Raw genomic sequence first — 13,894 nt, 5'->3', positions numbered from 1 at the left:
CCGGCACCCGGCCCTTGCGAAGGGCGGGATCGCTTCTTCCTTGATCTGTGCTCTGCGGGTGCCAGCCCTGCCGCGGGCACAATCGTCCGCATGCAGAAACAACAGGTGTTGGTCGCCGGCGGCGGCATCGGCGGGCTTGCGGCGGCGCTGGGCGCCTCCCGGGCGGGATGGGACGTGCGGCTGTACGAGCGCGCCGAGGCCTTCAGCGAAGTGGGCGCGGGCGTGCAGCTCGGCCCCAACGTCGTGCGCCGGCTGCAGGCCTGGGGCCTGCAGCACCGGCTGCAGTCGGTGGCCGCGTTCCCGGAGCGTCTGCAGGTGCGCAGCGCGCTGAGCGGTGCCGAACTGGCCGTCTTGCCCCTCGGGCCCACGGCCGTGGCGCGCTACGGCGCGGCCTACGCCACCATCCACCGCGCCGACCTGCACGGGCTGCTGCTCGCCGCCGTCACCAAGTACACCGACACTCAGATCTCGCTGGCCCACGCCATCGACCATTTCTCCGATGCCGAGGGCGTCGTCACCGTGCGCACCAGCCGCGGCAAGGAGGTGGAGGGCGATGCGCTGGTGGGTGCCGATGGCCTGTGGAGCCGCACGCGCGCCGCGCTGCTGGGGGACGCGCGCCCGCGCGTGACGGGGCACCTGGCCTACCGCGCGCTGGTGCCGCAGCACGCCCTGCCCGACGTGCTGCGCACCCGCCAGGTCACCGCGTGGCTGGGGCCGCGCCTACATGCCGTGCAGTACCCGGTGCGCCGGGGCGAGCTGCAGAACCTGGTGGTGATCGTGCAAGGGCCGGCGCCGGACGACCTGGAGGGCTGGGACCACGCCGCCAACGCCGCCGGGCTGGCGTCGGCGCTGCGCGGTGCCTGCCCCGCGCTGCAGCAGGCGGTGAGCGGCGTGGCCGACGCCGGCGGCGGCTGGCGCCTGTGGCCGCTGTGCGATCGCCCGCCCGTGCGCGGCGCCGACGGCATGGCGCGCGGTCGGGTCGCCCTGCTGGGCGATGCCGCGCACCCCATGCGGCCTTACCTCGCGCAGGGCGCCGGCATGGCCATCGAAGATGCCGCCGAACTGCAGCGCGCCCTGTCCATGCACGACCTGGACGTGCCGCTGCGCCTGCGCCGCTACGCCCTGAACCGCTGGCAGCGCAACGCCCGGGTGCAGGCACGCTCCACGCGCAACGGGCGGATATTCCACGCCACCGGCCCGGTGCGCTGGGCACGCGACGCCGCGCTGCGGCTGCTGGGCGAGCGTCTGCTGGACGTGCCCTGGCTTTACCGGGGCGATGGCTCCAGCGCCAGTTCACTTTAGTTTGCAATTAAATTGATAGCTATACGCCCTAGTGGTGTGAACCGGAAGTTCGTATGCAGAACTCTGCAACGGACTGAAGGATTTGATCGGCCGTCTTGGTCCAGACGAAGGGCTTGGGATTGACGTTGTTGGTAGCCACGTAGGCGCGGATGGCGTTCTCCAGGGCGCGGGTCGAGGGGAATCTCCCGCGCTTGAGCCGACGCGCCGTGAGGATCGAGAACCAGCATTCCACCAGGTTGATCCAAGAGGCCGAGGTGGGCGTAAAGTGCAGGTGCACACGCGTATGCCTGAGCAGCCAGCGCTGGATGATCGGGCTCTTGTGGGTGCTGGCATTGTCGAGCACGAGATGCAGTTCGAACTCCGCGGGCGTGGCACGTTCGACGGTCTGCAGGAAGTGACGGAACTCCACGCTGCGATGACGTCGGTGGACCTCGGCGATGACCGTGCCGGCCTTGACATCGAGGGCGGCAAAGAGGTCTGTCGTGCCGTGTCTCAGGTAGTCATGCGTGTGGCGCTCCGGCTGGCCCGGTTGCATGGGTATGGCCGGAGCGGTATCACTGTGGGCCTGGATGGAGGGCTTCTCGTCCACGCACAGCACCAGAGCGCGCTCGGGTGGATGCAAGTACAACCCCACGATGTCACGCACCTTGTCGACGAAGTACGGGTCGGTGGAGAGCTTGAAGCCTTCGGTGCGATGCGGCGCCAATGCAAAGGCACGCCAGATGCGCGAGATGGTGGTCTGGCTCAGTCCCAGATGAGCGGCGAGCGTACGGGTGGACCAATGGGTGGCATTCTCTGGCACGGTCTCCAGCGTCGTGGTGATCACGGCCTCGACCTGCTCGTCCAGGATCGTGCGCGGAGCGCCTGAGCGGGGTGCATCGTCGAGGCCGGCAATGCCATGCTGGGCAAAGCGCCGACGCCACTTCGACACCGTCATCAGGCTCAAACCCATGGCTTCGGCAATCGCCGTGTTGGTCGCTGCTGAATCGGCACAGGCCAGCACGATGCGTGCTCGCAGCGCCAAGGCCTGGGCGGTCTTGCGACGGCGTGACCAACCGAGCAACACAGCTCGGTCGGCTTCGCTCAACTCGATAGCAACGGCATGCGGTCGGGCCATGATGTGCTCCCGGGCTGCAAAAAACAGCCGCCAGAAACACATCATAGAAGTTCATGCGAATCTCTGGTGCACACCACTAGTGCTGATTGCGGTGGAGGCCGGTTGGGCTTGAAGCAAGCGGATGCTGGGTGAGGAGAGCAGGCGCTTTCGGTATGCGAAGAGCGGCTGGCTTTCTCCGGGGTGCCGATCCTGGCGACAGGACTTCGGCGACCCATGAACGCCCCTGTGGAGCGCGAGCCGGGAAGTTGGTTCGCGCGGCATGGCAACCTTTTCGGTTCCGTTAAGCGGTTGCCGTCAACGGGAAGTAGCCTGGGGTTCCTGCGAACTCCAAAGCCGTGACGCCTTCGGCGTACCTCCATGCGCAACCATATCCATCGCCTTTTCCATTCTCGTCCCCGAACCGCTCCAACGGAGAGTGCACCTGCCGAGAACACACCGCCACGCAGTTCTCCGCGTGCAGCGGAAAGCGCCAGCAGTCCACTGGCTGGGCGGCGTCGCGAAAACGCCCCGACGGCAAACACCATGGCGCCCAGAAGCTCCGTGGTCGGGCGCGCTTCCAACTCACCGCTGCGTTCGCCGCCGCACCCGGCCCCGGCGGCGGGTGCCTCGTCGGTTCCGCTGGACAGGAGCGTTGCGCGCGACATCGACGAGTGGCTCGAGCGCAGCCTGCCGTTGGCAGGGCAATCGAACAGGTACGTCAACTTCTACGACGACGTCGAAGATCGAGACACGTCGCAGGATGTCTTGCGCCGGGTGGCCGACGCGATCCGCCGTGTGGCCACCGGAGAAAGCGCCAGGCTCGTGGTGGAATGGGGCCTTCCTGCCAAGACGTTGCCCGATGCGATCGGCCAGTTGCAAGGCCTGCAAGAGCTGTCGTTGACCAATACCGGGCTGACCTCGCTGCCTGAAAGCCTGGGACAACTCGGCCAGTTGCGCCATCTGAAACTGGCCACCAACCAGGAGATGAAGAGGCTGCCAGCGTCGCTGACGTCTCTCCCCAACCTGCACACCCTGCAACTGCCCGCGAATTCGTTGAAGGAACTGCCCGCCGACTTGGGCCGAATGCAAAGCCTGCGCACGCTCGAATTGGGCAACGGGAAATATGCGAGCCTGCCAGCCAGCATCACCGACCTGCGCCACCTGACGCATTTGAGCGTGTCGCACTCATCGCACATCCGGGAGTTGCCCGAAAACATCGGAGACATGCAGGGGCTCCAGACACTGGTCTTGAAAGGGAACACCAAGCTGGAGCGCTTGCCCGACAGCGTGGGAGACCTTGCCAACCTGCAGTCCCTGGACTTGGAAGGCACGAAGCTGCAGACCCTGCCCCAGTCCCTTGCCCGGTTGCCCGCCCACTGCGAAATCAAGGTGCCAGATCATTTGCGCCGCCAACTGCAGCAAATCCGCAACCCGCAGGCCGCGCAGCAAGCGGCGCAGGCCTCCGCAAGCAGGACGCGGCCACCGACGACGCCCGTGGCCGGGCAGGCTGGGCCGTCAAGGAGCCGCGGGTCTGAACTCAGGCGTGCGCTGCGGCGCCTCGACCCCGATCTGAGCGCACGCTTTGACAAGTGGAGGCAAGGGTTGTCCCACGACGCGATGATGTTCGGACAGCCGCTGACACCGGCGGACACGGGCCTTCTGGATCAAATCGTGACGGAGGCCATCGCGTCTCCCGAGTTCCGAAGCAGCTTCAGCCAGTTTTTGGGCGAACACACCCTCAAGGCAGTGGATGCCGATGGCATGACGCAAGTGCATGGCGGCCCGGCGTTGGCAGGCGACGTCATTACGGGATTTTCAATAATGCTGGAGCACAAGATCATGCATGTGCAGCACCCAGGCGTGGCGCTTGACCTGATGCGGGCCGCTCTTCGCGATCCCGGCCTGCGCATGTCGCGCCATGAACTCCTCAATGACCTCGACCCGCTCGCGCCCGATCCTGACCATCCGCGCATCTGGCCACCTCTGCGAGCTTATGTCACCATGCACGATGAGCTGGGCAAGGCCGCGCAGGATGCGGCCGCCACCTGGGTCTCTGCCCAGTTATACGAAGCGGGTCTGGAAGATGGAATGCCAGAGGCTGAAGCCCTGGAGGAGTCCCGCCTGGCGCGAGAAAGTGCAGACAGCTACATCAAGGCGAGGGCCGAGGAGCTCCTCAAGGAGTGGGATATCCGTTAGAGAGACCGCATGCCGTGACTTTGCAGATGCGATGGTTCCAGTGCCCACTTTTGTGATTTGCTATTTAATCGATAGCAATCCTCCCTAGTGTTTATTGCGCTGGAGGCCGATTCTGTTTGTATGTCCCATCGCCGCCGCTCCGCGGCAGGGGCTCAGACGCGGGCCGGCGCGGGGAGCCGCAGGAAGGCCAGCACGCCGGCCATCAACAGCGCTGCGATCGTGAGCATCACCGCCGTGTAGGGATCGGCCCCTTGCGCCAGGGCCAGCGCGGCCGCCACGCCGGTCAGCCACTGCATCAGCGCCACGCCGAGGAACATCGCCATGGTGAACACGGCCATGGCTCGGCCCGTCATCGCGGCGGGATAGGCCGAGCGCACGTCGGCGTACTGCAGCACCATGTAGCCCGACAGCAGCCCCACGCCGATGGCGCCGCCCACGTCCAGCCAGGCCTGGTGCACGAGGCCGATGGCGAGGAACACCATGGCCAGCACGCCGGTGAACCCGGCGATCCAGCGCCGGCGCCGCGCGGGGCCCGGGTCTAGCCGCCCGAACAGCGCGGGGCTGAAGAGCGACACGAGCGACACCACCACGGCCACGTTGCCGCTTTGCACCAGCGAAAAGCCGTGCCGCTCGATCAGCAGCGGCCCCAGCCACAGCCCGCGCAGTGCGAGGAACGATGCATAGGTGTTGAGCGCCAGCAGCACGATGCCTGCCGTGTGCGGCAGCAGGAACAGCGCCGCGAAGCTGCGCACGGCGGCGCCCACCGATTCGCGTGGGGCGCCGTCAGCGTGCGGCCGCGCGGGCTCGTGCACCTTCCAGAAGATCAGCAGCCACGCCAGCGCGGCCAGGCCCGCCAGTACGCCGAACCCCCAGCGCCACGACGCGTGCTGCACCAGCCAGGCCAGCGGCGTGCCCGTGAACAGCATGCCCAGGCCACCGACGCCCATGGCCACGCCCGACACCACCGCGAACCGCTGGGCCGGAAAATGCCGAGCGATGAACACGGTGCACACCAAAAAGGCCGGGGCGCAGCCCACGCCGATCAGCGCCTGCCCGAGCAGCACCAGTCCGTAGCCCGGCGCCAGCGCCGAGAGCAGCGCGCCCGCGATGGCCAGCGGAAACGCCGCCAGCAGCGTGCGCCGCACGCCGTACAGGTCGATCCCGATGCCCATGAACAGCTGCATGGTGCCGAAGGCGAACGCAAACGCCCTGGCGAAGGCACCCAGCGCCGCGGCCGACAGCCCGAACTCCGCCCGCAGGCCCGTGGCGATGATCGCCGTGATGGTGCGGAACGCCTGGCTCAGCGCGAAGCCCGACACCAGCGCCAGCAGCATGCCCCAGGCTGCGCGCGGCGCCAGGGCGGCGGGTGGCGGTGCGGCGGGCGCGGTCGGCATGGGCGATGGCGGGGTGGGGACGATGAGGGTGGTCAGCCGTTGACCAGCGCCAGATAGGCCTTGCGCGTCTCCGGCGAAACGGAGGCCACGAGCTGGTCGTAAGGCGTCTGGTGCAGCGCCATCATGCGGGCCGAGGCGACGGTCTTCGATTTGCAGAACCAGTGGCAGGTGTGCTGCATCAGGAACAGCTCGGCCGACAGGGTGAAGGCCTTGTCGCGCGCATCGCGGCCGGCTTCGTTGCGCACCGCGCGGTCGATGCCCTGGGCGTGTACCAGCAAGGCCTTGCGCATGTCGAACGCGGCCGATGGAAACAGCTGGTGGGCGAACGGCAGGCCGACCGCGATGCGGCTCACACGGGTCAGCGACGGGTCCAGGCGCGAGAACTCGGCCGTGAAGCGGTTGAACTGGTCGGTCAGCTGCGATTCGGTGGTGGTCAGCAGGCTCCAGATCTGGTCGCGCCGCTGTGGCTCGCTCTCGCCCAGGGCGCGCAGGTAGCCCTCGGTGAGGTTTTCCATCAGCTTCTCGATCTGGTAGTTGGCCAGGTGGCGCGCCAGCAGCGCGATGCGCCGGCGCTGCTGGCGGGCGTTGAGGGCGTAGGTGCCGGTGGCGATCAGGATCGCCAGAAGAAAGGTGTCCATGTGCGGGGTCGGGCCGTGGTGTCGGGAAAACGAGTGAAGGAAAGCGGGGCAGGGTTGAGAGGAATCTGGGTCTGAAAGGCGCGCTCGCGGGCGCACCCGTCAGGCCCCGGGGGGCTGGGGCCAGGGGCGTTGCGGCCCGCGGATCTTCTCGAAGGCATGGGCGACCTGCAGCACGCCCAGGTCGTCGAAGCGCGGCCCGGCGATCTGCAGCCCGATCGGCAGGCCCGCCGCCGTGTACCCGCAGTTCACCGAGGCGGCGGGCTGCTCGGACATGTTGAACGGCACGGTGAAGCCGATGTGCTCCAGCGGGCGCAGCGGGTCGTCGGTGGGCGAGGGCAGCTCGGCCGCAAAGGCGGGCAGGGGCGCGACGGGCGAGAGCACGTAGTCGAACGCGCTGCAGGCCTGCACCGTGGCCACGCGCGTCGCGTGGAACTGCTGGCTGGCGTGGAACACTGCGGTGCCCGACAGGCCCGCGGCGCTGTCGGCCCAGGCACGGATGTAGGGCAGCACGCGGGCGCGCCGCTCCTCGGGCAGGGTCTGCAGGTCGGTGTAGGAGCGCATGCGCCAGAAATGGTCCATGCCGTCGAGCATGTCTGGCGTCATAAAGGGCGCCATGGGCTGCACGCGGGCGCCCGCCGCCTCGAACCAGCGCGCGGCCTGCTCGATGGCGGCGCGCACCTCGGGGTCCACCGGCAGGCCGCAGCCGGCATCCAGCAGCAGCCCCAGGCGCAGCCCGCGCAGCCGCTCGGGCCCGCGCGCAGCATCGCCCCAGGCGATGGGCTGGAACGGCAGTCCCATGCTGTCGCGCGCGTCCGGCTGGCTCAGCACCTGCATCATCAGCGCGGCGTCGGCCACGGTGCGCGTCATCGGGCCGGCGGCGCGGCCGGTGTAGGGCGGATCGATAGGGATTCGGCCCAGACTGGGCTTCAAACTGAAGATGCCGCACCAGCTGGCCGGCAGGCGCAGCGAGCCGCCGATGTCGGTGCCGATGTGCAGCGGCCCGTAGCCCGCCGCCGCGGCCGCGCCCCCGCCGGCGCTGGAGCCGCCCGGGCCCTTGGAGCGGTCCCAGGGGTTGCGCGCCAGCGCATGGAAGCTCGACAGCCCGGACGACAGCATGCCGTAGTCGGGCATGGTGGTCTTGGCCACGATCACCGCGCCGGCCTCGCGCATCCGCGCCGCCGGCGGGGCATCGGCCGGGGCCGGCACCAGCACCGTGGCGGCCGTGCCCAGCGGCGTGGGGTCGCCCGCGGTGGCGATGTTTTCCTTGATGGTGGCAGGCACGCCGTCCAGCAGGCCCTGCGGGGCGCCGCGCAGCCAGCGCGCCTCGCTCGCGCGGGCCTGCTCCAGGGCCGCTTCGGGGCGCAGCAGGTAGGTGGCGCACAGGTGGGGCTCCCACCGGGCGATGTGGTCCAGCACCGACTGCGTGACCTCCACCGGGGACAGTCGGCGGCTGCGGTAGGCGTCGTGCAGGGCGTGGGCGGGCAGGTCGTGCAGTGCGGATGAGGCGGACGATGCGGGCACTGTGGAGGCGGCCTGGGGCATGGCGGGCTCGTTCACGCTCAGGCCCAGGACATCGCCGACAGGTCGTTCACGAAGATCGGCATGTCCTTCCACAGCCCGCGCAGGTTCTTGTTGGCCACCGTGACCCATTGCGGCTGGTAGAGGAAGGCATGCACGGCATCCTCGGCCAGCAGGCGCTGCGCATCGCCCAGCAGGCGCGCCCGGTCGGCGGGGCGGGCGGCGTTCTTGATCTGCTCGTACAGCGCGTTGAATTTGGGTGAGTTGTAGCCCCAGTAGTAGTCGGGCTTGGCGAAGTTGCCCAGGTCGAACGGCTCCACGTGCGAGATGAGGGTGAGGTCGTAGTTCTTGTTGCCGTAGGTGCCGCTCAGCCACTGCGCCCACTCCACGTTCTGCAGCTTGGCGACGATGCCCACCTTGGCCAGCTGCGCCGCGATGACCTCGCCGCCCTGGCGCGCGTAGGGCGTGGGCGGCAGCGTCATGGTCAGCTCCAGCGGGGTCTTCACGCCGGCCTCGGCCAGCAGCTTCTTCGCCTTTTCGGGGTCGAAGGGGTTGATGCCGGTGGTGTCCAGGTAGCCGAAGGCGCCCGGCACGTAGTGGCTGCCGATCGGCACGCCCAGGCCGTCCCCGGCGCCCTGGATCACGGCCTTGCGGTCGATGGCGGCCGCGATGGCGCGGCGCACCCGCACGTCGTCCAGCGGCTTCTTCTGCTGGTTGATGGCCAGGATGGTCTTGGCGCGCGAGCCGCTCACGATCACCTGAAAACGCGGGTTGGCCTTGAACTGCGCCACGCTGCGCGGCGTGACGCGCGGGAACGCGTCCACGTCGCCCGCCATCAGCGCCGCCACCTGCGCGGCCGGGTCCGAGATGAAGCGGAAGGTCGCGCGGCGGATGTGCATCGCGTTCGCCGTGCGGTAGCCGTCCCAGCGCGCCAGCGTGACCGAGGCGCCCTTGCTCCACGATTCGAGCCGGTACGGCCCCGTGCCGACGGGCTTGGTGGCGTTGGTGTCGGCGCTGCCCGGCTCCACGATGACGGCGGTGGCCTGGCCCAGCAGGAAGAGCAGGTCGGGGTCGATGTCCTTGTTGATCACCACCACCGTGAGGTCGTCCACCACCTGCGTGGTCAGGTTGGCGAAGGTGCGCTTGTCCTTGTTGGTGCTCTTGTCGCCCGCCGCGCGCTCGAACGAGAACTTGACGGCTGCCGCGTTGAACGGCGCGCCGTTGTGGAACTTGACGTTCCCGCACAGCTTGAAGGTGTAGGTCTTGAGGTCGGGCGAGACCTCCCAGCTTTCGGCCAGCAGTGGCGAGACGCTGCCGTCCGCGTTGATCTTGGTGAGCGGCTCGAACACGTTGTACAGCGTGATCTCGCCGATGGACGAGGCCGCGCCGGCCGTCGGGTCCAGCCCCGGGGGCTCCAGCGTCATGGCGAGGGTGACGGCGTCCTTCTTGCCCTGGGCCAGCGCCTGCAGGGGCGCGGCGAGCGGCACGGTGGCCAGGGCGCCGGTGGCGAGGACGGTGCGACGGTTCAGCATGGGCGGATTCTCCGGATAGGAACAGACCAGGGGCGGGACGGAAGGCGAGGGGGCGGGCGGCGGCATCGGATCGGCGGGGTGGATCGGCCGGCGGCACGCGCCCTCGGCGGCCAACAGGCTTTTTACTACACCCCGGGCCCGGCCGGGGCGCGCCGCGCCGCCGCCGCACGCGCCCGCCCGGGTTCGATGGATGGCACGGCGGCCACCAGCGCGCGGGTGTAAGGGTGCTCGGCCTGGGTGAACAGCGCCTGGGGCGTGCCGCGCTCCACGATGCGGCCCTGGTAGAGCACCACCACCTCGTCGCACAGGTGGTGGACCACGGCCAGGTCGTGGCTGATGAGCAGGTAGGTGATGCCGAAGCGCTCCTTCAGGTCCTGCAGCAGGTTCAGCACCTGGGCCTGCACCGAGACATCGAGCGCGCTCACCGGCTCGTCGGCCACCACCAGCCGCGGCCGCGTGACGATCGCGCGCGCGATGGCGATGCGCTGGCGCTGCCCGCCCGAGAACTCATGCGGGTACTTGTCCAGGTCGCTCGTGCGCAGGCCCACCTGGGCGAGCGCCTCGCCGGCCCGCTCGCGCTGCTCGGCACGCGACACCTTCGCCGTGCCCGGCGTGGCGGGCAGTGCCTGCAGCGGCTCGGCCACGATGCGCGCCACCGTCTGGCGCGGGTCGAGCGAGCCGTAGGGGTCCTGGAACACCATCTGGAAATCGCGCCGCGCGGCCCGCAGTTCGGCCGCCGGCAGCGCGTGCAGGTCGCGGCCCAGCAGGTGCACGCTGCCGGCGGTGGGCGCATCGAGCGCCATCACCAGCCGCGCCAGCGTCGATTTGCCCGAGCCGGATTCGCCCACCACGCCCAGGCTGCGGCCGGGGGCGATGGACAGGCTCACCCCGTCTAGCGCCCGCACCGTGGGTGGTGGCGACCACAGGCGCTCGCGCGGCAGGGCGTATTCGCGCACCAGGCCGGTGGCCTGCAGCAGCGGGGGCTCTTCGGGGTCGAATCGGCCCTGTGCCCTAGTACTGATTGTCGTGGTTGCTATGTTTTTGATAGTGTCATCCAAGGTCATGCCCGGCCCTCCTGCGCCGCCGCTGCCGCCACCGCGTCCAGGCGAATGCAGCGGGCCGAATGGCCGTCGCCTAGCGGCACGGGCGCCGGCAGGGCCGGGTAGCACGCGGGCACCGTGAAGCCGCAGCGGCCTGCGAACGGGCAGCCGGGCGGCAGGTCCACCAGTTCCGGCACCGTGCCGGCGATGGTGGGCAGGCGCACGCGCGCACCGTGGGCGTCCCTTCCCGACGCAGCCGCGTCGAGCCGCGGGCGGGCCGCGAACAGCCCCCGCGTGTAGGGGTGGGCCATGGCCGAGAACACTGCCGCCGTGGGGCCGCGCTCGACCACCGTGCCGCCGTACATCACCAGCATGCGGTCCACGTTCTGCGCGATCACGCCCAGGTCGTGCGAGATGAGGATCAGCGCCATGCCGCGCTCGGCCACCAGTTCACCGATCAGCCCCAGGATCTGCTGCTGCACCGTCACGTCCAGCGCGGTGGTGGGTTCGTCGGCGATCAGCAGGTCCGGCCCGCAGGCCAGCGCCATCGCGATGGTGATGCGCTGGCGCTGCCCGCCCGAGAACTGGTGCGGGAACGCATCGAAGCGCTGCGCCGCCCGGGCAATGCCCACGCGGTCCAGCAGCGCCACGGCCTGTGCGCGCGCGGCGGCGGCGGGCAGTCCCAGGTGCCGCCGAAGCGGCTCGGCGACCTGCCGGCCGATGGTGTGCACCGGGTTGAGCGCCGTCATGGGCTCCTGGAAGACCATGCCGATGCGGCGCCCGCGGATGCGGCACAGCGCCGCCTCGTCCTGGCCCAGCAGCTCGGTGCCGTCGAAGCGGAGGCTGCCCCGCGTGGTGGCGCGGTCCGGCAGCAGGCCCATCAGCGCCATGGCGGTGAGCGACTTGCCGCAGCCCGACTCGCCGATCAGGCCCAGCGTCTCGCCACGTTCGAGCGTGAAGCCCACGCCCCGCACGGCATCGGCCGGGCCGCGGTGGGTTTGCAGCCGCACGTGCAGGTCGGAGACTTCGAGCAGGGGCATGGTGGGTGGGGCGTGGGCGTTGATGGCGTCAGCGCTGGCGCGACAGCCGTGGGTCGAGCAGGTCGCGCAGGCCGTCGCCCAGCAGGTTCAGCCCCAGCACCGCCAGCGCGATCGCCACGCCGGGCCACACGGCCAGCAGCGGCGCCTGGAACATCAGCGTCTGCGCCTCGCTCAGCATGCGGCCCCAGGACGGTTGCGGCGGCTGCGTGCCCAGGCCCAGGTACGACAGCGCGGCCTCGGCCAGGATGGCCAGCGCGAACTGGATCGTGGCCTGCACGATCAGCGCCGCCGCGATGTTGGGCAGCACGTGCTCCCGCGTGATGCGCCACGGGCCCTTGCCGCAGGCGCGCGCCGCCAGGATGAATTCGCGTGACCACACGGCATTGGCGGAGGCGCGCGTGACCCGGGCGAAAGTGGGGATGTTGAAGATGCCGATGGCGATGATCGAATTGACCACGCCCGCCCCGAACACGGCGGTGAGCATGATGGCCGAGAGAATCGCCGGGAACGCGAAGGTGAAGTCCGCCATCCGCATGATGAGTTCTTCCACCCAGCCGCGCCGCGCCGCCGCCAGCAGCCCGAGCGCTGTGCCGATGGACAGGCCGATGCCCACCGCGATCACCCCCACCAGGATGGAATTGCGCGCCCCCACCAGCAGCAGCGAGGCCACGTCGCGCCCGAACGCATCGGTGCCCAGCCAGTGCGCGGCCGAGGGGGGCAACAGCTTGGCCTCCATGTCCATGTCGTAGGGCGAGCCGGGCATCCACACGAAGGACACCAGCGCCGCCAGCACCAGCAGCAGCGACAGCACCGCGCCGATGGCGAAGCTGCGGTGGCGCAGCGCGCGGCGCAGGCCGGACGGCGCGGCCCCCGCTGCCGGGACGGGCTGGGAGGGCGTGGCGGGGGACGGGGGCATCACAGGTCGCTCGCTTTCACGCGCGGGTCGATGGCGGCATAGAGAAGGTCCACCACGAAGTTCACCACGATCACCATGGCCGCCAGCAGCATCACGCAGTTGCGCACCACGATCAGGTCGCGGTTGGCGATCGACTGGAAGATCAGCCGCCCCAGGCCCGGCAGGTAGAACACGTTCTCCACCACGATGGTGCCGGCCAGCAGGTTGGCGAACTGCAGGCCCATCACCGTCACCACGGGAATCATCGCGTTGCGCAGCACGTGGCCCCAGAGCGCCGCGCGGCGTGACAGGCCCTTGGCACGGGCCGTGCGCACGAAGTCCTCGTGCAGCACCTCCAGCACCGACGAGCGGGTGATGCGCGCCAGGATCGCCGCCTGCACCACGGCCAGCGAGATCGCGGGCAGCAGCAGTGCCTTCAGCGCCTCAAGCGGGCTACCGCCGCTGTCCTCGGTCCAGCCCGGAAAGCCGCCCGCCGAGAACCACTGCAGCTTCACCGAGAACAGCAGGATCAGCAGGATGGCGAACCAGAAATTCGGAATGGCGATGCCGATCTGCGCCAGCCCCATCACGCCCACGTCGCCCCAGCGGTTGTGGCGCGATGCCGCGTACACGCCCGCCAGCAGCGCCAGCACGGTGGTGATCGCCATGGCCATCAGCGCCAGCGGCACGGTGAGCGCCAGCCGCTCCAGCACCAGATCCCGCACCGGAGTGCCGTAGGCGTAGCTGTCGCCCAGCTGGCCCGTGAGCAGCCCGCCCACCCAGTGGCCGTAGCGCTGCAGCGCGGGCTGGTCCAGCCCCAGCTTCGTCGCCAGGGCGGCCACGGCCTCGGGCGAGGCATCCGGCCCCATCAGCATCTGCGCCGCATTGCCGGGCATGATCTCCAGCACCACGAACACGACCACCGACGCCCCGGCCAGCGTGGCGATGAGCGTGAGCAACCGTTTGAGGAGGAAGGGTCCCATGGGATGGATCGGAAGGGCGCCGCGAGTCGTCCGGGCTGCCGAAAGGGGGCAGGGCGGTGTGGGTGCAGCATAGCGGCAAACACCGCACGGCGGTCGGAGGCGGGGCGCGTGCGGTGCACCGGTGCCCGTTGCGGCGCGGGTCCGGGTGGGCCGGCGCAGTGCGCGCGGGGACGGGGCAGGGATGGGGCATGGGGGGCAGACCGCCCCGCCTGCGCCAGGGACTTGCCGGGGCGGGGATAATCCCGGCATGACGTCCGCCC

At 69.8% G+C, this 13,894-nt stretch carries 11 protein-coding genes; 2 read left to right on the top strand and 9 right to left on the bottom strand.

Going from position 1 to position 13,894, the window contains the following annotated elements; all coding sequences use genetic code 11:
- Window positions 1–90: 90 nt before the first annotated feature.
- Window positions 91–1,302 (top strand): FAD-dependent monooxygenase, encoded by a 1,212-nt coding sequence (locus tag M5C96_RS19980; protein WP_272564901.1) that lies wholly within the window; start codon window positions 91–93, stop codon window positions 1,300–1,302.
- 28 nt (window positions 1,303–1,330) lie between these two features.
- Here M5C96_RS19980 and M5C96_RS19975 read toward each other — a convergent pair whose 3' ends face one another.
- Complete coding sequence (locus tag M5C96_RS19975; protein WP_272564207.1) at window positions 1,331–2,419, bottom strand: IS630 family transposase; 1,089 nt, start codon at window positions 2,417–2,419, stop codon at window positions 1,331–1,333.
- Between the two features lie 522 nt (window positions 2,420–2,941).
- Here M5C96_RS19975 and M5C96_RS19970 point away from each other — a divergent pair.
- Entirely contained in the window at window positions 2,942–4,594 is a 1,653-nt protein-coding gene (locus tag M5C96_RS19970; protein ID WP_272564900.1) for a leucine-rich repeat domain-containing protein, read from the top strand.
- A 152-nt stretch (window positions 4,595–4,746) separates the two neighbouring features.
- On the opposite strand, the gene M5C96_RS19965 is transcribed toward M5C96_RS19970, so the two are convergent.
- The 8 genes from M5C96_RS19965 to M5C96_RS19930 form a co-directional block, all read right to left on the bottom strand.
- A complete protein-coding gene (locus tag M5C96_RS19965; protein WP_272564898.1) occupies window positions 4,747–5,988 on the bottom strand; it encodes an MFS transporter in 1,242 nt (413 codons plus the stop codon).
- Window positions 5,989–6,020: 32 nt separating this feature from the next.
- Window positions 6,021–6,626: a hypothetical protein gene (locus M5C96_RS19960; protein WP_272564897.1), complete on the bottom strand. Its 606-nt coding sequence runs from the start codon at window positions 6,624–6,626 to the stop codon at window positions 6,021–6,023.
- A gap of 99 nt (window positions 6,627–6,725) precedes the next feature.
- Window positions 6,726–8,168: an amidase gene (locus tag M5C96_RS19955; protein WP_272564896.1), complete on the bottom strand. Its 1,443-nt coding sequence runs from the start codon at window positions 8,166–8,168 to the stop codon at window positions 6,726–6,728.
- A gap of 17 nt (window positions 8,169–8,185) precedes the next feature.
- The gene (locus M5C96_RS19950) at window positions 8,186–9,676 is read right to left on the bottom strand and encodes an ABC transporter substrate-binding protein (protein ID WP_272564895.1); all 1,491 of its coding nucleotides are present in this window, start codon (window positions 9,674–9,676) and stop codon (window positions 8,186–8,188) included.
- A 125-nt stretch (window positions 9,677–9,801) separates the two neighbouring features.
- The gene (locus M5C96_RS19945) at window positions 9,802–10,740 is read right to left on the bottom strand and encodes an ATP-binding cassette domain-containing protein (RefSeq protein WP_272564894.1); all 939 of its coding nucleotides are present in this window, start codon (window positions 10,738–10,740) and stop codon (window positions 9,802–9,804) included.
- Window positions 10,737–11,756 carry an ABC transporter ATP-binding protein gene (locus tag M5C96_RS19940; protein ID WP_272564893.1) on the bottom strand — a complete coding sequence of 340 codons (1,020 nt, stop codon included), beginning with the start codon at window positions 11,754–11,756 and terminating at the stop codon, window positions 10,737–10,739. The genes M5C96_RS19945 and M5C96_RS19940 overlap by 4 nt, the downstream gene beginning before the upstream one ends.
- A gap of 28 nt (window positions 11,757–11,784) precedes the next feature.
- Window positions 11,785–12,672, bottom strand: coding sequence for an ABC transporter permease (locus tag M5C96_RS19935; protein ID WP_272564892.1), 888 nt, complete (start codon window positions 12,670–12,672; stop codon window positions 11,785–11,787).
- Window positions 12,672–13,634 (bottom strand): ABC transporter permease, encoded by a 963-nt coding sequence (locus M5C96_RS19930; protein WP_272564891.1) that lies wholly within the window; start codon window positions 13,632–13,634, stop codon window positions 12,672–12,674. The genes M5C96_RS19935 and M5C96_RS19930 overlap by 1 nt, the downstream gene beginning before the upstream one ends.
- Window positions 13,635–13,894: the final 260 nt, after the last annotated feature.

This window comes from Acidovorax sp. GBBC 1281 (genome assembly GCF_028473645.1).
Classification (GTDB): Bacteria; Pseudomonadota; Gammaproteobacteria; order Burkholderiales; family Burkholderiaceae_C; genus Paracidovorax.
The sequence above is the reverse complement of the archived record's forward strand: the minus strand, read 5'-3'. Positions and strand labels throughout refer to the sequence as shown.